General features: G+C 70.0%; 17 protein-coding genes and 1 pseudogene. 8 read left to right on the forward strand and 10 right to left on the reverse strand.

The genetic code is table 11. The annotated features are described in order from the left end of the window. Nucleotides 1–129: 129 nt before the first annotated feature. On the forward strand, nt 130–798 hold the full coding sequence (locus tag ACWEIJ_RS40625; RefSeq protein WP_449842616.1) for a TetR/AcrR family transcriptional regulator: 669 nt from the start codon (nt 130–132) through the stop codon (nt 796–798). Between the two features lie 105 nt (nt 799–903). On the opposite strand, the gene ACWEIJ_RS40630 is transcribed toward ACWEIJ_RS40625, so the two are convergent. After that, nucleotides 904–1,896, reverse strand: a complete 993-nt coding sequence (locus ACWEIJ_RS40630; protein ID WP_449842617.1) for a helix-turn-helix domain-containing protein — start codon at nt 1,894–1,896, stop codon at nt 904–906. Nucleotides 1,897–2,014: 118 nt separating this feature from the next. Here ACWEIJ_RS40630 and ACWEIJ_RS40635 point away from each other — a divergent pair, with 118 nt between their 5' ends. Next, nucleotides 2,015–2,977, forward strand: coding sequence for an alpha/beta hydrolase (locus ACWEIJ_RS40635; protein ID WP_449842618.1), 963 nt, complete (start codon nt 2,015–2,017; stop codon nt 2,975–2,977). Here the strand turns inward: ACWEIJ_RS40635 and ACWEIJ_RS40640 are convergent. From ACWEIJ_RS40640 to ACWEIJ_RS40680, 9 genes are all read right to left on the reverse strand, one after another. After that, complete coding sequence (locus ACWEIJ_RS40640) at nt 2,961–5,462, reverse strand: hypothetical protein (RefSeq protein WP_449842619.1); 2,502 nt, start codon at nt 5,460–5,462, stop codon at nt 2,961–2,963. The genes ACWEIJ_RS40635 and ACWEIJ_RS40640 overlap by 17 nt on opposite strands. A gap of 11 nt (nt 5,463–5,473) precedes the next feature. After that, entirely contained in the window at nt 5,474–6,283 is an 810-nt protein-coding gene (locus ACWEIJ_RS40645) for a carbohydrate ABC transporter permease (protein ID WP_449842620.1), read from the reverse strand. Further along, nucleotides 6,280–7,143 (reverse strand): carbohydrate ABC transporter permease, encoded by an 864-nt coding sequence (locus ACWEIJ_RS40650; RefSeq protein ID WP_449842621.1) that lies wholly within the window; start codon nt 7,141–7,143, stop codon nt 6,280–6,282. The genes ACWEIJ_RS40645 and ACWEIJ_RS40650 overlap by 4 nt, the downstream gene beginning before the upstream one ends. 8 nt (nt 7,144–7,151) lie before the next feature. Beyond that, nucleotides 7,152–8,447 (reverse strand): ABC transporter substrate-binding protein, encoded by a 1,296-nt coding sequence (locus tag ACWEIJ_RS40655; protein WP_449842622.1) that lies wholly within the window; start codon nt 8,445–8,447, stop codon nt 7,152–7,154. Then, nucleotides 8,444–10,573 carry a glycoside hydrolase family 36 protein gene (locus ACWEIJ_RS40660; protein ID WP_449842623.1) on the reverse strand — a complete coding sequence of 710 codons (2,130 nt, stop codon included), beginning with the start codon at nt 10,571–10,573 and terminating at the stop codon, nt 8,444–8,446. Before ACWEIJ_RS40660 ends, ACWEIJ_RS40655 begins: the two co-directional genes overlap by 4 nt. Before the next feature lie 103 nt (nt 10,574–10,676). Next, nucleotides 10,677–11,699 (reverse strand): LacI family DNA-binding transcriptional regulator, encoded by a 1,023-nt coding sequence (locus ACWEIJ_RS40665; protein ID WP_449842624.1) that lies wholly within the window; start codon nt 11,697–11,699, stop codon nt 10,677–10,679. 42 nt (nt 11,700–11,741) lie between these two features. Further along, on the reverse strand, nt 11,742–12,068 hold the full coding sequence (locus ACWEIJ_RS40670) for a hypothetical protein (RefSeq protein ID WP_449842625.1): 327 nt from the start codon (nt 12,066–12,068) through the stop codon (nt 11,742–11,744). 48 nt (nt 12,069–12,116) lie between these two features. Further along, nucleotides 12,117–12,656 (reverse strand): DUF6232 family protein, encoded by a 540-nt coding sequence (locus tag ACWEIJ_RS40675; RefSeq protein WP_449842626.1) that lies wholly within the window; start codon nt 12,654–12,656, stop codon nt 12,117–12,119. A 12-nt stretch (nt 12,657–12,668) separates the two neighbouring features. Next, nucleotides 12,669–13,196: an RICIN domain-containing protein gene (locus ACWEIJ_RS40680; RefSeq protein ID WP_449842627.1), complete on the reverse strand. Its 528-nt coding sequence runs from the start codon at nt 13,194–13,196 to the stop codon at nt 12,669–12,671. 77 nt (nt 13,197–13,273) lie between these two features. Here ACWEIJ_RS40680 and ACWEIJ_RS40685 point away from each other — a divergent pair, with 77 nt between their 5' ends. The 6 genes and pseudogenes from ACWEIJ_RS40685 to ACWEIJ_RS40710 all read left to right on the forward strand — a co-directional run. Further along, nucleotides 13,274–14,101 carry a hypothetical protein gene (locus tag ACWEIJ_RS40685; RefSeq protein WP_449842628.1) on the forward strand — a complete coding sequence of 276 codons (828 nt, stop codon included), beginning with the start codon at nt 13,274–13,276 and terminating at the stop codon, nt 14,099–14,101. Nucleotides 14,102–14,808: 707 nt separating this feature from the next. Beyond that, nucleotides 14,809–17,451: a glycoside hydrolase family 9 protein gene (locus tag ACWEIJ_RS40690; RefSeq protein ID WP_449842629.1), complete on the forward strand. Its 2,643-nt coding sequence runs from the start codon at nt 14,809–14,811 to the stop codon at nt 17,449–17,451. 111 nt (nt 17,452–17,562) lie between these two features. Further along, nucleotides 17,563–18,585: a LacI family DNA-binding transcriptional regulator gene (locus ACWEIJ_RS40695; RefSeq protein ID WP_449842630.1), complete on the forward strand. Its 1,023-nt coding sequence runs from the start codon at nt 17,563–17,565 to the stop codon at nt 18,583–18,585. 248 nt (nt 18,586–18,833) lie between these two features. Continuing rightward, complete coding sequence (locus tag ACWEIJ_RS40700) at nt 18,834–20,114, forward strand: ABC transporter substrate-binding protein (protein ID WP_449842631.1); 1,281 nt, start codon at nt 18,834–18,836, stop codon at nt 20,112–20,114. After that, nucleotides 20,111–21,070 (forward strand): carbohydrate ABC transporter permease, encoded by a 960-nt coding sequence (locus ACWEIJ_RS40705; RefSeq protein ID WP_449842632.1) that lies wholly within the window; start codon nt 20,111–20,113, stop codon nt 21,068–21,070. The genes ACWEIJ_RS40700 and ACWEIJ_RS40705 overlap by 4 nt, the downstream gene beginning before the upstream one ends. Then, a pseudogene (locus tag ACWEIJ_RS40710) lies at nt 21,067–21,263 on the forward strand (carbohydrate ABC transporter permease); the annotation flags it as partial. The gene ACWEIJ_RS40705 and the pseudogene ACWEIJ_RS40710, both read left to right, overlap by 4 nt.

Genomic DNA, 21,263 nt, shown 5'->3' on the forward strand with positions numbered 1-21,263 from the left:
CGGCACCTGGCCTTCGGTGCTGCCGCAGGCTCCCGTCGCTCGACCTGGCCGTTGAGGTGCAAGATCTACGACGGGTCGAGGGGCTCGCCGTCGGCGGGCTCGTGGAACTACCGGTGCGATGGTGATGTGATGAACAAGGTCGACGACAACACGCCCAGGGCGGAGCGGACCCGCGAGCTGATCCTGACCGCGGCGGAACGGCTCTTCGCCGAGGACGGCGTGTTCGCCGTGTCGAACCGCCAGGTCAGCGAGGCTGCCGGGCAGGGCAACAACACGGCCGTCGGCTACCACTTCGGCACCAAGGCGGACCTCGTGCGCGCGATCGCCCGCAAGCACCTCGCGCAGATCGAGGAGGTCCGGCAGCAGCTCGTCGCCGAGATCAACGGCAGCACCGACGTCCGCGACTGGATCGCGTGCCTGGTGCGGCCGGTCACCGAGCACCTGGCGGCGGTGGGCAGCCCCACCTGGTTCGCCCGGTTCGGCGCCCAGGTCATGACCGACCCCGCACTGCGGCCGATCATGATCGAGGAGACCCAGTCGTCGCCGTCGCTGGTGCGGATCCTCGAAGGCATCGACCGCTGCCTGCCGGACCTCCCCGCGGACGTGCGCGCCGAGCGCTACGACATGGCGAGGCAACTGCTCGTGCACATGATCGCCGAGCGGGAACGCGCCCTCGCCGAGAACACCCCGACCCCGCGCGCCAGCTGGCACGACGCCGCGACGGGCCTCATCGACGCCCTCGTCGGCCTCTGGCTGGCGCCGGTCACCGCTGGCCCCACGAGACGCTCGGCAGGCTGATCCGGCCGGAGAACCGGGCCAACGCCACCGAGCAGGTTCTGGACCGGCCAGTTCGACGCGAAGATCCAAGGGAAGCGTGGCCGAAGGTCGTTTCGTGGTGGGGTGTCACCGCGACGCCGAGTTGTCGCGCAACCGTCGCAGCATCAGCGCCAGCTGGAGCCTGAACCGCCCGGCGGCCGAGTCGAGCTCGAACCCGAGCACCGACTCGGCCCTGGCGAGCCTCGCCGGCATCGTGCTGTGGTGCCGGTGCAGCAGTGCCGCGGCCTTGCGCACCGATCCGGTGGCGCACAACGCGTCCAGCGTGGCGATCACGTCCGGCTCGGCCGCCAGCCGGTCGAGCGCGCGAACGTCGTCCAGCTGCGCGATGTCCGCGTGCTCGATCCTCGCCAGCAGCCCGAGACCGCCGAGCCGCTCCCACCACACCACCGGCTCACTGTCCGATGTGTACAGCAGTGCCGTGCGCGCGGCCTGCCACGACCTGGCCGCGTCGATGGCGGGCAGCAGCGGCCCGACGCCCAGCCGCCCGTCCGTCGCCGGAACGTCCTCGCTCAGCACCGCACGCACGGTCCCCAGCAGCACCGACCGTCCCGGCACCTCCCCCGTCGCGGCCAGCACCCGCAACGGCGCGGTGGCGGCGATGCCGAGCAGGTGCAGCGCGCGGGACCGTTCCGCCGTGCCGACGCTCTCGGACAGCACCAGTTCGACGAGCGCCGGATCGCCGAGCTCGGGCAGCGGAACGCTGGAGTGGTCGAGCAGCACGGCGGCGGCGATGGCGAAGCGTTCGAGCAGCATGTCGTCCAACGGCGCGGGCTTGCCCTCGCGCGCCACCCACACCTCCACGCCGCCTTCGAGCGACCGCACGGCGGCCCGCACCGGCACCGGACCGGTCACGACCACACCGCCGGGTTCGGCGCGCAGGCACAGCCCCTGGCCGGGGGCGTGCAGCCCGACCGGGCAGCCGGCCAGCTCGGCGGTGGTGCGCACGAGGGTGTCCAGGCCGGCGCGCTCGGTGATCAGGCGGTCGAAGAACCCGATCACGCGGACGGCGTTCTCGGCGTCGGCGTCGAGGCCGGACAGGCGCAGCAGCAGGCCCTTCATGACGTCACGATAGTCCCAGCACGAGAGGGCGCGGCCCGCCATCTGGCGAGCCCGGCCCGCGAATCGCCCGCCACGTGTCGGATGCCCCGGCCACCACGCAGACCCGAGGATCGTTGCCATGAGCTACGCCATCGACGCCGAGCTGCTGCCCTGGGTCGACATGATGCCCAAGGTGCACCTGTCCGACTACGACTCCCTGCTGGCCGCGCGGGCCGGTCAGTCCGAGCTGCGGGAGGCGCTGGCGACCTACGAGCCGGTGCACCCCGTCGACATCCGGGACACCTCGGTGCCCGGTCCCTCCGACGCCCCGGACGTCCCGGTGCGGATCTACGCCCCGGCGAACCGCCAGGGCGTCGTGCCCGGCCTGCTGTACATCCACGGCGGCGGGTTCGTCCTCGGTGACCTGGACATGTTCCACGCGCACGTGCTGAGGCTGGTCGACGAGCTGGGCGTGGTCATCGTGTCGGTGGACTACCGGCTCGCGCCCGAGCACCCGTTCCCCGCCCCGGTCGAGGACTGCTACGCGGCGCTGCAGTGGGTCGCGGCCAAGGCCGACGAGCTGGGCGTCGACCCGGAGCGCATCGGCGTGGCCGGGGAGAGCGCCGGTGGCGGGCTCGCGGCCGGGGTCGCGCTGCTCGCCCGCGACCGCGGTGGACCTTCGCTGTGCTTCCAGTTCCTCGGCATCCCCGAGCTGGACGACCGGCTGGACACCCCGTCGATGCGCGAGTACGTCGACACGCCGCTGTGGAACCGGCCCAACGCGATCTACAGCTGGACGGCCTACCTGGGCACCGAGCCGGGCGGCGACGACGTGTCGCCGTACGCCGCGCCGGCTCGGGCCACCGACCTCTCCGGACTGCCACCCGCGTTCGTGACGACCTGCCAGTTCGACCCCCTGCGGGACGAGGGGATCGAGTACGCGCGACGCCTCGCCCACGCGGGCGTGCACGCCGAGCTGCGCCACTACCCCGGCACGTTCCACGGGTCGTCGTTCGTGACGAGCGCGGCGATCACGCGCCGGATGTTCGCCGACGAGCTGGAGGGAATGCGCCGGGGACTGCGGATCACGACCGACGGGTGACCTGAGAGGACACCACGAGCGGGGCGAGCTGGATCCAGTCGACGTTCGGCGCCCAGGCCGCCGGGTTGCCGAACGTCAACGCCCCGCCGGACGTCGTCAGGTCGAGCGGCGTCGTCTCCGGCCAGAAGCCGTCCCACGTGTAGTTGTGGCGGTACCGCGCGGACGTGGTCGTGCCGCCCGCCTCCGAGACGACCATCGTGCGGTTCACGATGTCGGTGTTGTACGGGTGCCCGGTGTTCTTCTCTGCCTGGGCGTAGCCGACGGTCAGGTTGTACTGGCCGGGACCACTGGTGCGCGGAACGGTGAGCGTGCCACCACGGCCCAGGTAGCCGACGTACGAACCACCGGACGCCCACGGTCCGGACGCCACCGCCGCACCACCGGCGAGCTGCCCGGACTCCGCCTCGACGCGGACCGCGTTCCGGTCGGCCGAGGTGTCGCGCACGACGGTCAACGTGCCCATGGCCAACGGGCTCGTGCCCGCGTTCGACAGCACGACCTCGGTGACGCCCGCCTTGAGGTGCACGGTGGCGTCACCCGTGTACGCACCCGCGCGGGTGGCGGCGAGGTCGGTGGCGTGGCGGCCGGACAACGCCAGTGCCAGCTTGCCGCGCCCGGTCGCGGTCCACGTGGTGGAGAGCCGGTAGTAACCGTCCTCGGCGGCCGACACGTACGTCCGCATCGAGGCACCGGCGCACAGCACCGGTCCGGCGCCTCGCGCGTCGGACAGCGGGTAGACCGTCCTTTCCGGACCGACGACCTCGGTCAGGTCGAAGCGGTCCAGGGTCACGTCGGAGGCGGCACCGAGGAAACCGCCCGGTCCGCTGGTGCGCAACGAGATCCGGTGCGTGCCGGCCGTGAGCTGGACAGGTGTGTCGTACCGGCCGCGGTAGGTCCAGCCCAGGGTCGCGGGCAACGTCAGGTTCCGCACGTGCGCGTCGTCCACGTACAACGCCTGCTGACCGACGTAACCGTTGGTGCCGTAGAAGACACCGAGCTGATAGGTGCCGGTGCGCGGCACGGAGACGTCGACCGTGACGCGGGAACCGGGCTGGTTCATCGAACCGACGTCCTTGCGCCCGGACGTGGTGTAGCGCATGGCCATGTCCCACGAGCCCGAGCCGTCGTCCTGGGTGTACACGGTGGCGTTCTCGACCGTGCCGAGCTCGGCCTCGTAGCTCGCCTGCCACGGCACGTTCGCCACCGGTGCCGCACCCGCGGCCGGCGTGACGATCACCTGGTAGGCGGCGAGCTGGTCGCCACCGGGCACCTTGATCGTCGCTTTGCCGTCCTTCACGCGCACCCGCGACGCCGCGACGACCGGTGGCTGCCCCGCGTCACCCTCGTAGCCGGACCAGGTGGTCCGCGAGACGCGCACGTCGACCTGGTCGCCGAACACCCTGCGGTCCAGGCCGGTCAGCGCCACGTCCACCGCGTTCGCCGTGCCGCCGAGCAGCACCGTCGCCCGGTCGCGGTCGAGGGTGGCGAGGCCCTGCACCGTGTCGCGGGTGTTCGGACGCGGTGGCGTCACGCGGACGGTCCGGCCGGACAGGTCGGCGTACCACTTGGTGAGCCACCAGCCGCCGTTGGCGCGGCCTGCGCGAACGGCGTGGTCGCTCAGGTTGCCCGCCATGGACCAGAACGCCATCTGACCGTCCACTTTGGTGTCTTCCAGCATGGTGATCCACTGGATCATCTGGCCGGGCACCGAGGTGTCGCGCTTGTTCGAGTACTCGTTGATGGTGATCGGGCGCGGCGAGATGCCGAGCGACCGCTCGATCTCGCGGTAGTCCGCGTAGTGGCCGCGGTACTCCGCGAGCGAGTCGGGGCCGAGCTCGTGCCAGGTGGTGATGTCCGGCAGCACGTTCTGGGCCTTGGCGTAGGTGAGGAACTCGCGCAGGTGGTCCGCCCGGTACCGGGTCTCACCAATGCCCGCGATCCGCGCGTTGGGCAGCACCGACCTCACCTCCCGGTACACCCGCGTCCAGTCGGCGAAGAACTTCTCCTTCTTGTTCGCCCAGTCCGAGTACCAGATCCCGTCCGGCTCGTTGAAGATGGTCCACACGAACCGGTCGCGGTCGGGGCGCTGGGCGACCTTCGCCAGCTGCGGCCGCAACCGGGCGACGTAGTCGTCGATGCCCAGCTCCTCGTACGGCCACTTGCTGTAGGCGTCCTGGGCGTAGATGTGCACGTCCGTGCCGCCCGCGGCGAAGAAGCCGTCGGCCACCTGCAGCGCGTCACCGTTGGGGTGCTGGTCGCCGTCCGGCGCCTTCTGCGAGATCGTGCGCGGCCGCATGCCGGCGATCAGGTCCTGTGACGGCACGCCGGGGTCGGCCAGGCCGTAGAGGATGCCGGTGGCGCCGCCGTGGAACGCACCGGTCGACGACGCGAGGTCGACGCGCAGGGTCTCCGCCGCGGCGACGGCGGGCGGCGAGAGCGTGGTGAGCACTAGCAAGGCGGTCAGCGCGACAGCAGGGGATCGCATCGGAGCTCCATTCATTTGACCGCACCACCGGTGATGCCGGAGATGATCTTGCGTTGGGCGACGGCGAGGACGACGACGAGTGGCAGGCTCATCAGGACTACGTAGGCGAAGATCAGGTGCCAGTTGTTGAGGTGCAGACCCGCGCTGGCGACCCGGAACAGGTTCAACGGCAACGTGTCCAGGCGTCCGCCGATGACGAAGAACGCGTAGAAGACGTCGTTCCACACGTAGAGGCAGATCAGGATCGTGGCGGTGGCGAGCACCGGCCGCAGCAGCGGCAGCACGATCCGCCAGAACACCGTGAACGGACCGGCGCCGTCGATCTGCGCGGCCTCCTCCAGCGCCGGTGGGATCGTCCGCACGAACCCCGTGACGAAGAAGATCACCGTCGACAGGTAGATGCCGGTGTAGACGCCGATCATGCCGATCGCGCTGCCCGCGAGCCCGAGCCGGCGCAGCAGCAACACCACCGTGACCACGGCCGGCGGCAGCACGATCCCGCTGATGCCCAACGCGTACAGCACGGCGGTGAGCCGGGTGGCGCGCCTGGCCAGCACCCACGACGCCATCGAACCGAAGATCAGCAACGCCGCCACGGTCGGCACGACCACGAGCAGGCTGCCGAAGAACGCCACGGGCACGTCACCGTCGGACCACACCTGCCGCAGGTTCTCCAGCAGCTGCCACCGCTGCGGCAACGACAGGTCGGGGTTGAGCGCCTCCCCCTGCGACTTGCCCGCGGTCACCACGACGAGCCACAACGGGATGCCGATGAGCACCAGCACCAACGCGACCACCGCGACCGGCTGCACTCGCCTCACAGGATCGCCTCCCGCCTGCGCAGCGTGCGGATCACCGGGAACGCCAGCAGCGCCACCAGCAGGAACAGCACCAGGCTCATCGCGGTGGCCTGCGCGAACAGGCCCTGCCCGAACGTGCGGTAGATGAAGATGTTGAGGATCTCGGTGGTGCGCGCCGGTCCCCCGCCGGTGGTGGCCTGGACGATGTCGAACCCGTTCATCGAGCCCAGCAGCGCGGTGGCGACGTTGAACGTGACCGCGGGCGCCAGCAACGGGAACCGGATCGTCCAGAACGCCCGCACGCGTGACGCGCCGTCGATGTGCGCCGCCTCCACCAGGTCCTCCGGGATGGTCTTGAGACCGGCGAGGTAGATCAGCATCGACAGGCCCATCCACTTCCACGCGTGGATCAGCGCCACCACGACGATCGACCAGGTGGTGTCACCGAGCCACGCGTAGTCGATCCCGAGCAGCTGGTTGAGGCTGCCCCGCGGTTTGAGCAGCGCCTGGAACACGTAACCCACCGCGAGCGCGGACATCAGCACCGGCACCAGGAAGAACACCCGCGCCACGCGGTTGAGCCAGGTGTCGCGCTCCAGCAGGACGGCCAGCGCGAACCCGAACAGGTTCTGGAAGACCGCGACCAGCACCGCGTAGACGAGCGTGATCCGCACCGCCCGCAGCAGCGTGCCGTCCGACGCGAGCTGGGTGAAGTTGTCCAGCCCGGCCGGGCGGATCGCGCTCTTGAAGCCCGACCAGTCGGTGAACGCGTAGACGAAGTTGAACAGCGTCGGCAGGAAGAAGAACACGAGCAGGATGGCGAACGCCGGCGCCAGGAACCAGAGAGGATGCGTCTGCCGGTGCACGGATGGCTGCTGCACGACGGTCATCAGAAGCCCGGTGCCCCGGCCGCCTTGGCCAGCTGCGCGAACTGGTCCTGAGTGGACTTCGCGACGTCTTCCGGCGTCATCGTGCCCACGATCATGTCCGCGAGGTTGAGGTACAGGTCGGGGTTGGCGACCGCCAGCGCCTGCATCGAGCCCACCGCGGTGCCGAGCGAGGCGTGCACGTCGAGCAGCGCCTTCGGCACGCCGGCCGGGTTCGGGACCGCGGGCTGCAACGACACCGTCTTGCGCGCGTTCACGAAGTCCGCGTAGCCGGGCCCCATCCAGTACGCCAGCAGCTGCCGGGCCGCCGCCTCCCGCTTGGCGTCACCGGTGCGGAACGCCACGAGCGCGTTGGACTGGTCCGGGATGAACGTGCCGACGTGCCCGGACGGCGAGATCGGGAAGAAGCCGATCTTCTCGTCGAGCGCGGCGGTGTCCGCCTTGGCCTGCAGCTGCCCGAAGAACGAGTTGACCTGCACCACCATCGCGGCCTTGCCGGCGAGCAGCGCGGCACCCTGGTCCTCGAACTTCGCGGTCTTGATGTCGGCGTTGAACAACCCCTCGTCGACGAGCGCCTTGTACTTCTTGATGGCGTCGAGCACGACCGGGCTGCCGAACGTCTCCTGCCGCTTGTTGATCTTGTCCCAGAGGCCGGCCTTGGCGGCGTCGGCGAGCTGGACCTGCACCCACCACTGCGTGGCCCACCGGTCGCCGGCCATCTCGAAGAACGGCGTGACGCCCCTGGCCTTCAGCGACCGGGCCGCGGTGATCATGTCGTCGAAGTTCTTCGGCAGCTCGGTGATCCCGTTGGCCGCGAAGACCTCCCTGTTGTAGTAGACGCCCTCGACCGCGGGGCTGGTGACCAGCGCGGCGTAGCGGGTGCCGTCGAGGATGCCGGTGATGTCCTTGAGCTCCGGCGCCAGCTTCGGCAGCCACGGCGCGTCGGTGAGCGGCTGGAGGTTCGACTTCGCGTTGATCGCGGTGAGCATCGACGCGGTCGGCTGCCAGAACGCCAGGTCCGGCTTGTCGCCGGTGGCCACCTTGGTCTGCACGCCCTGCTCGTACGGGTCGGGGATGGTCACCACGTCGACGTCGGCACCGGTCGCCTTCTCGAACGCCGCCACCACCTGCTCCGGCACGGTGTTGCTGTTCTGCGCGGCCCAGACCGTCAGCTTCACGCCGTTCAGCGACGTCGTGGGGTCCGGCCAGCCGGCGGGACCGCCGGAGCCGGCGTCCGCGCCGGGATCACTGCACGCGGTCAAGGCCAGCACGAGGGCAACGCCGATCCACTTCTTCATCGCGCGGTTCCTTCGGTGAGTGCGGAGACGGGGAGCTTGCGGGTGATGCGGAAGAGCCGCGCGGAGGCGGTCGCGGGAGTGGCCGTGAGGGTCAGCGATCCGGCGTCCCAGTGTGAGGTCCAGGCCGGCAGATCGCGCGGGTAGAGCACCTCGACGTCGATCTCGTGGCCTTCGAGGTGCGGCAACGACAGGGTGACCTCCTGCTCACCGCCGCGCTGCCACACCGCCAGGTAGGTGAGCTCGCCGGACGTGAGCGCCAGGCTCAGCCACCGGTCGCGCCAGCCGGGCAGACCCAGTGGCCACAGTGGAACCGCGCTGGCCAGCACGGCACGGATCTCGTCGTGCGCCTCGACGGCGGCTCGCACGGACGCGAGCTGTCGTTCCGACATGAGGTCGAGCCGCCCGGACAGGTAGAGGCGGCCGAGGAGCCCCGTGCACAACGAGAACGCGAAGTCCTCTTCGGACATCTCCGGCTGCGGGTAGGCCCAGCTGGCCGACTGCTCCGGCAGCACGGACAGCGGCGCGGCCACCGCGATCGGCGGGTAGTGCAGGAAGTCCTGCTGGTCGCTGGTGGACTGCAGCTGCGTGCGGGACAGCATCGCGTAGTCCATCCGCATGGCACCGGACGCGCAGTTCTCCAGCACCAGGCCGGGATGCCGGTCCAGCACGCGGTCGAGCCACGCGAGGTGGGCCCGGTTGTGCGCGAGCAGGCCGGCGCCGACGCTGTCGGTGGCGAGGTCGGTGCCCGCGCCCGCGTCGACGTTGTAGTCGAGCTTGAAGTAGCCGATCCCGAGCTCGCCGACCAGGCGGTCGATCACCGCGTCGAGGTGGGCGACGGCCCGCGGGTGGCGCAGGTCGAGGTGGTAGCGGCCGTGCTCGATCAGCCAGACACCGCCGCGCTGCAGGAACGCCGACGAGGGCAGCCGGTCGGCCATCGGGCTGCGCACGCCGATCACCTCGGGCTCCAGCCACAGCCCGGGCACCATGCCGCGCCGGTGGATGTGCGCGACGACCTCTTCGAGCCCGCCGGGGAACCTCGTGGTGGACGGCAGCCACTCGCCGACGGCGTCCCACCAGCTCGACCCGTTGTCGTACCAGCCGGCGTCGATGCAGAAGATCTCCGCGCCGGCCTCGGCCGCCGCGTCGATCAGCGGGAGCAGCTTCGCGGTGGTGGGGTCGCCCATCAGCGTGTTCATGTAGTCGTTGAACACCACCGGCAGCGTGGCGCGGTCGACGTGCGGGCGGACGAGCTCGCGGCGGTGCGCGGTGAGCGCAGCCACGGCACCGTCCACACCGGACTCCGACACGGCGACCGACACCGGCACGGTCGTGAAGGACTCGCCGGGCTGCAACCGCTGCTGCCACTGGTGGTCGATGTCGGTCGGCCCGAGCAGCGCGAGGTACGCGCCTTCCCTGCGCTCGCCCACCTCCCACCGCCACGCGCCGTTGTGCTCGATCTGCCACAGCCACGCCCGGCCGGTGCGGCGGTCGACGAGCCCGCCGGTCGGCAGGACCGTCCCGGTGGACCACGTGCCGGTGCTGACCGCGGCGAACCGGCCGCGGCCGTCCTGCCCGTGCAGCGCGAGGTTCAGGTCGGGGACGTCGTCGGCGCGCAACGGCTGCCGGGTCCACCGGCCCTCGCCGAGCCACTCGCTGCGCCCCCGCACGAGATCGACGTCCTCGATCCGCGCACCGCCGAAGCCCGCGGCGAACGAGGTGACGCCCTGCAGCAACAGCGGCGTCTCACCGTGGTTCGTGACGGTGGTGATGACCTGGCAGGCGGCGACCCCGTCGACCGAGCGGAACGTCGTGCGCGCGACCAGGCCGGTCCGGTCGTCGCGCTGGTCGACGTGCAGCTCGTGCCAGCGGCCGTCGGTGTTGCGGGCGGAACCGGCGTAGACCAGGCGCGTGCCGACGGCCGTCTCCGAGAACCGGTGTGAGACCCTCGCCCGGCCGTGTCCCGCGACCAGCAGCTCGACCAGGGGTTGTGCCGAACGCGGGAGGTCCTGGCCGCCCGCGCCGCCGAGGGCGCGGACGCCGACCGGCCCGTCCGGCGACACGTCCACCACGAGCTCCAGCGCCGCATGGCCCCAGACCACGGTGGTGGCGGACTCGATCGAGATCATCTGGCCTCTGCTCTCCCCGACCCGACGCCATGTGACCGGTCACATGGCTGCGAATGCCGAGTAGTGTGAGCGTTAACACTGCTGGGTGAGAAGACCGCGTTACCTACTCGTTACGGGCGGGTGCCGTCGACTCGCGGACCACCAGCGACGGCGGCGCGAGCGCGGTCACCTGCGGCGGCGCACCCGCCAGCACGGCCGTGATCGCGGCCAGCGCGGCCCGTCCGAGCGCCGCGAAGTCCATCCGCACGGTCGTGAGCGCGGGGGTCCAGTAGGCGGCGCCGGGCACGTCGTCGAAACCGATGATGCTGACGTCGCGGGGCACGTCCCGCCCGGCCTCGAAGAGCGCCCGGCGCACGGCCAGCGCGGTGTCGTCGTTGCCGCACAACACCGCCGTCACACCCGGATCGGCCGCCAGCCGTTGCCCGGCCAGGTACGCCGACCGCACGTCCCATCCCGCCCTGATGACCTCGGGCACCGGCGCGTTCGCCTCTTCGAGCGCGGTGCGCCACCCCGACTGACGGGCGCTGGTGCCGGTCTCGGACGGGATCGCGACATGGTGCACGGTGCGATGACCCAGGTCCAGCAGGTGTCTCGTGGCGTCCGCGGCCGCGGGCCGTTCGTCCAGGAAGACCATCGACCGGTCGATGCCCGCGAGCCCGCCGGCCTCGGTGGCGGCCACCGCCGGCACGTCCGCGGGCAGCGTCCGCAGCACCTCGGCGCTGGCGGCGTCGAAGGCGATCACCACGACCCCGCCCGCGTTGGGGTCGCTGACGTGCTCGACCGCGAGCCGCACGTCGGCGGGCCGGTCCGACTCGACCACCCGCACGCCGACCGCGAGACCGGCCGACCGCGCCGCCTCCTCGATGCCCTGCAACGTCGTGGCGTACCCGTACAGCGCGGTGTTCGCGGCCACGACCGTGACCGTGCTGGCGCGCCCGGAGCCGAGCGCGCGCGCCGCCCGGTTCGGCCGGAAGCCGAGCCGTTCGATGGCGTCGAGCACCTGCCGGCGGGTGTCCGGGTTGACCCTGGGCGAGTCGTTCAGCACCCGTGACACCGTCTGGTGCGAGACACCCGCGGCCGCCGCGACGTCACGGATGCTCGGGGTGGCGGAAGACCGTCGTGTCACCCCGACATCGTGATCGTTGCCGTTCTCCGCGTCAAAATCCGGTCAGAGCGCGCCAACGAGCGCCACGACCATGGCGGCCACCCCACCTCGCACGACGGACAGCACCGCGTCCTTGGCGCCCGCGCCGATCGCCTTCGCGAGCGCCCTGAACCGGCTCGGCTGCTGCTGCACGGCGTTCACGACGGCGGCGGGGTCGCGCACGGTGCCGTCGGCGGTGACGGCACCGGCACGGGCCAGCTCGGCGATGAACGACCGCAGCTCGGCCACGGCCGCGTCGAGGTCCGCGCCAGCCGCGGTCTTGTTGCCGACGGTGAGGTCGCCGCCGATGTTGCCGATGGAGCCGGAGTTGTGGAAGACGTTGCCGGACATGGGTTTCCCCCTTTTTTGTTGCGGGCGGCGGGAGCGCCGCCGGACGCGTCAGCCCCTGTTGCCGACGGACAGATCGCCGCCGACGTTGCCGATGCGCCCGAAGTTGAGGAAGCGGTTGCCTTCCTTGTTGCCCATCACGAGATCGCCGTGGATCCGCACCGAGTGCTCGCGCTCCGGCGGGTTCTCGATGGCGCCCACGATCACGCCCTCGATGCGGCGGATCTCCTCGAGGTCGGTGCCGTGCAGCGCGGTGTACTGGGTGCCCGCGGTCTCCAGCATCAGGGCGTACCGCCGGCGGCGGAACAGAAGGCGGTACAGGAAGACGCAGAGCATGAACGCCACGCGGACCGCGATCAGCGCGGTCAGCACGACGCCTGCCTGGCCGAAGCGCAGGTGCTGCGCCGCGGCCGCGATGCCCAGCGCCAGCGCGCAGAGCACGATGATCTCGCCGATCGGGTACCAGGTGGTCCAGCGGCCGCGCCAGACGAGCCGCAGCGTCTGGACGCGGGAGATGTTCGCGAGCGGGTAGGTCTGATGTCCAACCCGCACCACGCGTTTGCTGATGCGGATCTCTCCGACCTGTGCCATGGCGTCTTCCTGTCAGAAGTGCGGAACGATCCACCGCTGGTTGGCCTGGGACTCGGAACCGACGCGGTCCCACAGCTGGATCGGCGTGCCGTTCGCGCCGTTGTACTGGGCGGCCGCGTCGAGGACCTTGAACGAGTGCTGCTCCACCAGCCAGACGGCGCCGGGCGTGTTGGTGGACTGGGCGTGCCAGATCTGGTTCTTGTTGCCCAACCCGAAGCAGTCCCACAGCTGCAGCCTGGTGCCGGAGATCGTGCCCCAGTCCTTGGCCTCCAGGCAGCGGCCGCTCGCGACGTTGACGAGCTGGAAGTCCCACTCCGTGAGCCAGTGCACGCGCCACATCTGGTTGTACTGGGTGGGCGGGTAGCAGTCCCACAGCTGGATGGGCGTGCCGTTCGCGCCGTTGTACTGGGCCGCCGCGTCGAGGCAGCGGCCGCCGGCGACGCTGGTGATGTAGACGGGGTCCTCGGCGGCGCGGGCGGCGCCACCGGAGACGAGGACGAGGACGAGTGCCGCGATGACGGCCAGTGTTTTCCGAAGCATGCCACCCAGCGTCGAAAGTGGTCCGATGCTGGTCAACGGCCTGAGAACTGGTGAGAAGACATGAGAAACTCACGTTCATGACCAGCGCCCTGCCCGGTGATCCCCAGACGTGGCGGGAGCTCCGTGCCGCGCTGCGCAACCTCATGGCGAGAACCGAGACGACGGCGCTCGCGGTGGAACGCAGGTCGCGCGGGCAGGACAGCATCTCCGACGCCACGGTCGGGCGGAAGCTCGCCGACTCCGACGCCCCGCTCGACGCGCGGTCGTTGCGGATCATCGTCAACGCCTGCGCCCTGGGGGCGAGGGAGAAGGGTCTGCCGACCGGCGACGCGGACGTGGAGGCGTGGCTCGCCGCGCGCACCCGGCTCGTGGAAGGCCCGCCGCCCCAGCCGGAAACGGCCGGACCGGCGGGACGGCCGCGGCGATTCCACCTCGCCTGGATCGGCGCGGTGCTCGCGATGGTGCTGCTGGTCGGGGCCGACGTGCCGCCTGTGGAGCCGGTGGCGACCAGGACCAAACCGTGCCGCAACGGACCGGACCGGCCGGACGCGGAGGGCCTGTCGATCAGCACGCCGAAGACGAACGCCGTGATCGACGGCGACGAGATCCCGGTGGCGGGCACGATCGGCCTTCGGCCGGACGAGAAGCCGTGGCTGTTGCTGTACGCCGTGGGCGAGTGCAAGTTCTACATCGTGTCGACCGTGCGGGTCGACGGAACGACTTGGCACGGCACGCTCTACGTCGACCCGGCGCAGCACGGACCGTACGGCGCCTACGTGGTGGTGGTCGACGCCGCGACCGACCAGCACCTCTACGAGCTGCAGACCGCGGGCGGGTCACCGTTCGTCGACACGCTGCCCGCCGGTGCGCGCGAGGCCCACGTGACCGTCCGCTGCTGCACCTGAGGACGCGACCTAGACGGGCACCCCTTCCTTGGCGCGTTCAGGAAGGGGTGCTCGTCGGGACCGGCACGGTGGCGAGCCGCCGTCGGGGACGTCGGGGTGGCCTCCACGGCGCCGCACCGTGTCGGTTGATCCGCGTCCCACTCCCGACCCGGGCCGGATACCTGGGAACGCTCCCAGGTGGTCCAGGACTTTAACCACGCGAACGGCGCGACGGGAAGTGTTGTCGAATTGTGGTCGAAACAGGAGTGAACTTCATGTTGCACTTCTCGTAATCGACAACGGTCTCCGCCGCAGGCGCATTCCGGTCAATCGCACCACCGGAATGGCCGCACAAAGACACGCGCGGTGAACGAATGTACCGAACTCGCTCCGCCATTCCGGTGAAGCACCGGAAAAGCAGAACCAGGTCCCTGGCGTGACAACCAGGTAAAAGTTGCGCCGAACGGGCGAGCGCAGTTCGATCCCAAATGGTACGAACCCCGGTCGACCTGCGCTTTCTTGCCGTCGAAAGCATTTGCGGACCCGTTCGGCAGAGCGCGGACAGAGGCATTCGGGCCAGTTCGGCGGCCCAGCCGCAGGCATTTCCCGGGCTATTCGACGAGCTCCCCTGTCGGATTGGTTTCATGACCGTTACAGTCGCCACTCTGGGAGCGCTCCCAGGTCAAATGGTCCGAACTCTGTCCTCGGAGGCTCACATGCACCGTCGCATGGCGAGAGCTGTGACGGCCGTCCTCCTCGCGCTGCTCGCGGGATCGGCCGGCCCGCTGGTGTCCGGATCGGCCGCCGCGCCCGCGTTCAACTACGGGGAGGCGCTGCAGAAGGCGGTCTGGTTCTACGACGCCCAGCGGTCGGGCAAGCTGCCGCCGGACAACCGGGTGAGCTGGCGCGGGGACTCGGCGCTGAAGGACGGTTCCGACGTCGGGCTCGACCTGTCCGGTGGCTTCTACGACGCCGGCGACCACGTGAAGTTCGGGCTGCCGTTCGCGTTCAGCATGTCGATGCTCGCCTGGGGCGCCGTCGAGAACCGGGACGCCTACTCCAGCTCCGGGCAGCTCAAGCCGCTGATGGCGAACCTGCGGCAGGGCACGGACTGGATCATCAAGGCGCACCCGTCCCCCAACGTCGTCTACGGCCAGGTCGGCGCGGGCAACCCGGACCACGCCTGGTGGGGCTCGGCGGAGGTCATGCCGATGGCCCGCCCTTCGTACAAAGTGGACGCTTCCTGCCCCGGCTCCGACCTCGCGGGCGAGTACGCGGCGGCGATGGCGTCGGCCTCGATGGTCTTCAAGGACACCGATCCCACCTACTCGGCGACGCTGCTCACGCACGCCAAGCAGCTCTACAGCTTCGCGGACACCTATCGCGGCAAGTACAGCGCGTGCATCACCGACGCCGCCAGCTTCTACAACTCCTGGAGCGGCTACCAGGACGAGCTGGTGTGGGGCGCGATCTGGCTGCACCGCGCCACCGGTGACGCGAGCTACCTGGCCAAGGCGAAAACGGAGTACCAGAAGCTCAGCACCGAACCGCAGAGCACCGAACGGTCCTACAAGTGGACCATCGCGTGGGACGACAAGTCCTACGGCGCCTATGTGCTGATGGCGCAGCTGACCGGCGAGCAGACGTACATCACCGATGCCAACCGGTGGCTGGACTACTGGACCACCGGCTACAACGGCAACCGGGTGCGGTACTCCCCCGGCGGCCAGGCGGTGCTCGACAGCTGGGGTTCGCTGCGGTACGCGGCCAACACCGCGTTCGCCGCACTGACCTACTCGGACTGGCTGTCCACACGGGACAGTGCGCGGGCGAGGACCTACCACGACTTCGGTGTGCGGCAGATCAACTACGCGCTCGGCGACAACCCGCGCAACTCCAGCTACGTCGTCGGCTTCGGCGCCAACCCGCCGCGCAACCCGCACCACCGCACCGCGCACGGCTCGTGGGCCGACAGCATCCAGGAACCCGTGACCAGCAGGCACGTGCTGTACGGCGCGTTGGTCGGCGGTCCGACCACCAACAACGACGCCTACGCCGACAGCCGCAGCGACTACACGATGAACGAGGTCGCGCTCGACTACAACGCAGGGTTCACCAGCGCTCTCGCCCGGCTGTACCAGGAGTTCGGCGGCACCCCGCTCGCGAACTTCCCGACGGCCGAGACGCCCGACGGCCCCGAGCTGACCGTGCAGGCGTCCGTGACGCAGAGCGCCGCCCAGTTCACCGAGATCAAGGCGTTCGTGCTGAACAAGAGCGCCTGGCCCGCGCGGACGTTCAACGGCACCCTGCGCTACTACTTCACGCTCGACGGCACCACCACGCCGAGCCAGCTCACCGTCACCACGAACTACAACCAGTGCGGCGCGGCGAGCCCGCCGACGCAGTACCGGGGCTCGATCTACTACGTCGAGGTGCCCTGCACGGGCATCGCGCCGGCCGGACAGTCCGCGTACCGCAAGGAGGTCCAGCTCCGCATCACGAGCGCCGGCACGTGGGATCCCTCCAACGACTGGTCCTACACCGGCCTGGGCACCGGCAACACGGTCCTGCAGACCGACCGGATCGTGCTGCGCCAGGACGGCAAGGTGCTCTGGGGCACCGAACCCGGCGGTGGCGTCGACGACACCCAGCCACCGACCGTCCCCGGTGGACTGACCGCGACGAACGCCGGCAGCAGCAGCGTCACGCTGAGCTGGACCGCCTCGACCGACAACGTCGGCGTCACCGGCTACGACGTCCTCGACGGCAGCACCGTCGTCGGCTCGGCGACCACGACCGGCCTCCAGCTGACCGGCCTGACCCCCGACACGGCGTACTCGTTCTCGGTGCGCGCCAGGGACGCGGCGGGCAACGTCTCCGCCGCGAGCCCACCCGTCTCCGTGCGCACCCTGCCCGGCACGAGAAGCACGCTGACCGTCCAGCACCGGGGCACCGGCGCGGCGTCGTCGAGCCAGATCGGCGCCACGCTCCAGCTCACCAACCGCGGCACCACGTCCGTGAGCCTCACCACGACGACGATGAGGTACTGGTTCACCGGCGACCCGGCGTCGTCGACCTACCAGGTGTGGTGTGACTGGGCGCAGCTCGGCTGCGCGACCGTGCAGGCAAGAGTGGTCAAGCTCGCCACCCCGCGCCCCGGCGCCGACGCGTACCTGGAGGTGGCCTTCACCTCCGGCGGCCTGGCCGCGGGTGCGAGCACGGGCGAGATCCAGCTGCGGGTCGCGAAGTCCGACTGGTCGGCGTTCAACCAGGCCGACGACCACAGCTACCGGGTCAGCAACTCGCTCACCGACTTCGACCGGGTGACGGCCTACAGCGGCGGCGTGCTCGCGTGGGGTGCCGAACCCTGACCGAACCTCGGTGCGGGACGTTCTGCGCGCCCAGGCGTCCCGCACCGATCCCAGACACGCCCGTTTCGACCACATTCGAACTGACGGCCGCTGACTCCTACGATGAGCGGCATGACGGAGATTGACCGGCAACGCCGGCCCGGCCCGCGCATCGAAGAGGTCGCGCGGCTCGCCGGCGTGTCCAAGTCGACGGTCTCCAGGGTCATCAACGACGAGCAGTACGTGAGCGCCAGGGCCCGCGACGCGGTGCACGCGGCGATCACCCGCCTCAAGTACAGCCCGAACCAGGCGGCGCGGTCGCTCGCGGGCAGCCGGGCGAACGCCATCGCGCTGATCGTGTCCGAACAGGGCAGCCGCGTGCTCGGCGACCCGTTCTTCGCCGGGGTGCTGCGCGGCGTGCACGCGGAGCTGGCCGGGCGGCACGTCCAGCTGCTGCTGATGCTCAGCCGGCCGGAGGACCACGACGACCTCGTCACGTACCTGGCCGGCGGCCACGTCGACGGCGCCCTGCTGGTCAGCCTGCACGGTGACGACCCGCTGCCGAACCGCCTGCACGAGCTCGGCCTGCCGGTCGTGGTCGGTGGCCGTCCGCTCGGCACCGCCTCCGTCCCGTTCGTCGACTCGGACAACTTCACCGGCGGGCTCGACGCGGCACGGCACCTGGTCTCGCTGGGACGCAACCGGATCGCGACCGTGGCGGGGCCGCGCGACATGGCCGCCGGACAGGACCGGCTGAGCGGCTGGCGGCGCGGCCTCGGCGAGGCCAAGCTGGCCGTGGACCTCGTCGCGGAGGCCGACTTCACGCCGGAGAGCGGTGCTCGTGCGATGGCCGAGCTGCTCGACCGCGAACCTGACATCGATGGCGTCTTCGTCGCCGCCGACATCATCGCGCTGGGAGCGCTGCAGGTGCTGCGCGCCCGCGGCAGGCGCGTCCCGGAGGACGTGGCGGTGATCGGGTTCGACGACTCGTTGCTCGCCTCGACCGCGACACCGCCGCTCACGACGGTCCGGCAGGACGTCGAGCAGCTCGGCCGCACGATGACGTGGCGCCTGCTGGGCGAACTCGCCGGCGAGGACAGCCTGCCGCCGTCGTTGTTGCTGCCGACGTCCTTGGTACGCCGAGCGAGCGCCTGACTGACCTAACGCGCTCAGTGCTGGAAGAAGTACGCGCTGTTAACCCTCCCGTCACGTGTCCGGGAACGCTCCCAGTTTTCCCAACTGTGACCTAGGCCGGAAACGACGAGGTCATCCCATTCGTCGGCCCCGGAAATACCTGATGCGGCGCGGAGTGTGTCTTGACACACGTTTGACGCCAGGGCGACACTCTGCCGCACCTGGGAGCGCTCCCAGAATCCGCCCGCCGAGACCAGAGGAGTTCTCCCGTGCGACACCGTTGGGTCAGCGTGCTGATCTGTGCCGCCGTGTCCGCCGCCGCCACCACCGCGTGCGGGTCGGGCGGGGCCAGTCAGAACGGGGACGGCAAGACCGAACTCACGATCGCCACCTTCAACGAGTTCGGCTACGAGGACCTGTTGAAGGAGTACGAGGCCGCGCACCCGGACGTGAAGCTCACGCAGCGCAAGACCGGGCAGGGTGGGCCGCACCACGAGAACCTGTTCACCAAGCTCGGCGCCGGGTCCGGGCTCGCGGACATCGAGGCCGTCGAAGAGGGCTACCTCTCCCAGGTCATGTCGAAGTCCGGTCAGTTCAACGATCTCAAGGAGATCGGGCCGAAGATCGAGGACGGCCGCTGGCCGCAGTGGAAGTCCGACGCCGCCACCACCAAGGACGGCAAGCTGATCGGGTACGGCACGGACATCGGCCCGCTCGCGATGTGCTATCGCAAGGACCTGTTCGACAAGGCCGGTCTGCCGTCGGACCCCGAGGCCGTGAAGGCGTTGTTCTCCACGTGGGACAGCTACTTCGCCGCAGGTGACCAGTTCATCGCCAAGAGCGGTGGCGTGGCCTGGTTCGACAGCTCCGCGCAGGTCTTCAACGCCATGCACAACCAGCACAAGGTCGGCTACTTCGACCAGGACGACAAGCTCGTCGTCGAGTCCAACCCCGACATCAAGGCCGACTGGGACGCCGTGACCAAGGCCGCTCTCAAGGGCCAGTCGGCGAAGCTCACGGCGTTCAGCCCGGAGTGGAACAGCGCGTTCAAGCAGGGCACCTTCGCCACGAAGACCTGTCCGTCCTGGATGCTCGGTGTGATCGAGACGCAGGCCGGGCCGGAGAACAAGGGCAAGTGGGCCGTCACGGACGCGTTCCCGAACGGCGGCGGCAACTGGGGCGGTTCGTACCTGACCGTGCCGAAGCAGAGCAAGAACGCGAAGAAGGCCGCCGAGGTCGCCGCCTGGCTGACCGCGCCGGAGCAGCAGATCAAGGCGTTCCAGGCCAAGGGCACCTTCCCGAGCCAGGTCAAGGCGCTCGAAGCCCCCGCGCTGCTGAGCCAGACGAACGCCTACTTCGGTGACGTCAAGGCCGGCGCGCTGTTCGCCACGCAGGCGAAGAAGATCACGGCCGCCCAGCACAAGGGGCCGAAGGACGGACAGCTGCAGGACAACGTCTTCTCCCCGGCGTTGCAGTCCGTCGAGCAGGGCAAGAGCGCTGACGAGGCGTGGAAGACGGCCGTCGAGGGCGCCCAGAAGGCAGCCAAGTGACCGCCGTTCTCTCCAAGGTCGACCGCGGGCGAGCGGAGGAGGCTCGCCCGCGGTCGCCGCGGCGCTACCGGTGGTCCAAACTGGACTCGAAGGTGTCGCCGTACCTGTTCGTCGCGCCGTTCTTCGTCCTGTTCGGCGCGATCGGGTTGTTCCCGTTGCTGTACACGGCGTACGTCTCGCTCTTCGACTGGGAGCTCGGTGACGACAACCCGACCTTCATCGGCCTGAAGAACTACGGGACCCTGTTCGCGGACGGGCAGTTCTGGAACGCGCTGTTCAACACCGTCAGCATCTTCGTGCTCTCCAGCGCCCCGCAGATCGTCGTCGCGGTGCTGCTCGCGGCCCTGCTCAACGCGAACCTCCGCGCCAAGACGGCGTGGCGGATGGGCGTGCTGCTGCCCTACGTCGCGTCGCTGGTGGCACTGGCGGTCATCTTCGGCAACCTGTTCGGCACGCAGTACGGCCTGGTGAACAGCCTGCTCACCACGATCGGCCTCGGCCCGATCGACTGGCAGGCCAACACCTTCGGCAGTCACATCGCCATCGCGTCGATGGTGAACTGGCGGTGGACCGGGTACAACGCGTTGATCGTGCTCGCCGCGATGCAGGCCATCCCGCGTGAGGTCGACGAAGCCGCTCGGGTGGACGGCGCGGGAGCGGCGCGCCGGTTCTTCAGCATCACGCTGCCCATGCTGAAGCCCACGCTGATCTTCGTGATCGTCACGTCGACCATCGGCGGTCTGCAGATCTTCACCGAGCCGAAGATGTTCGAACCGGCCGGCGGCAGTGGTGGTGGGTCGCAGCACCAGTACCAGACCGTCGTGCTCTACCTGTACCAGACGGCGTTCCAGGGCCTGGACCTCGGCTACGCGTCCGCCATCGCGTGGGTGCTGTTCCTGGTCGTGATCTCCGTCGCCGGACTCAACTTCTGGCTCACGAGGAGGGCCGTGCGATGATCACCCGCAGGCCCTCTTTCCTGGTGTACGGACTCCTCGCCGCGTTCGTGCTCGGGTCGGCCTTCCCGTTCTACTGGTCGTTCCTCGTCGCGAGCCGTGACGGGGCCTCGGTGACCGGTGACTTCTCCCTGATCCCCAGCGGCCACTTCTTCGCCAACGCCGCACGGGTGATCAACACGATCCCGTTCTGGAA

This window comes from Lentzea sp. NPDC004789 (assembly GCF_053601075.1).

Bases quoted from the DNA above. Each gene is read 5' to 3' on its own strand.
- ACWEIJ_RS40625 (WP_449842616.1), top strand. From the start codon at position 130: ATGAACAAGGTCGACGACAACACGCCCAGGGCGGAGCGGACCCGCGAG.
- ACWEIJ_RS40690 (WP_449842629.1), top strand. From the start codon at position 14,809: ATGGCGAGAGCTGTGACGGCCGTCCTCCTCGCGCTGCTCGCGGGATCG.
- ACWEIJ_RS40685 (WP_449842628.1), top strand. From the start codon at position 13,274: ATGACCAGCGCCCTGCCCGGTGATCCCCAGACGTGGCGGGAGCTCCGT.
- ACWEIJ_RS40630 (WP_449842617.1), bottom strand. From the start codon at position 1,896: ATGAAGGGCCTGCTGCTGCGCCTGTCCGGCCTCGACGCCGACGCCGAG.
- ACWEIJ_RS40640 (WP_449842619.1), bottom strand. From the start codon at position 5,462: ATGCGATCCCCTGCTGTCGCGCTGACCGCCTTGCTAGTGCTCACCACG.
- ACWEIJ_RS40675 (WP_449842626.1), bottom strand. From the start codon at position 12,656: ATGGCACAGGTCGGAGAGATCCGCATCAGCAAACGCGTGGTGCGGGTT.
- ACWEIJ_RS40635 (WP_449842618.1), top strand. From the start codon at position 2,015: ATGAGCTACGCCATCGACGCCGAGCTGCTGCCCTGGGTCGACATGATG.
- ACWEIJ_RS40660 (WP_449842623.1), bottom strand. From the start codon at position 10,573: ATGATCTCGATCGAGTCCGCCACCACCGTGGTCTGGGGCCATGCGGCG.
- ACWEIJ_RS40655 (WP_449842622.1), bottom strand. From the start codon at position 8,447: ATGAAGAAGTGGATCGGCGTTGCCCTCGTGCTGGCCTTGACCGCGTGC.
- ACWEIJ_RS40670 (WP_449842625.1), bottom strand. From the start codon at position 12,068: ATGTCCGGCAACGTCTTCCACAACTCCGGCTCCATCGGCAACATCGGC.
- ACWEIJ_RS40695 (WP_449842630.1), top strand. From the start codon at position 17,563: ATGACGGAGATTGACCGGCAACGCCGGCCCGGCCCGCGCATCGAAGAG.
- ACWEIJ_RS40680 (WP_449842627.1), bottom strand. From the start codon at position 13,196: ATGCTTCGGAAAACACTGGCCGTCATCGCGGCACTCGTCCTCGTCCTC.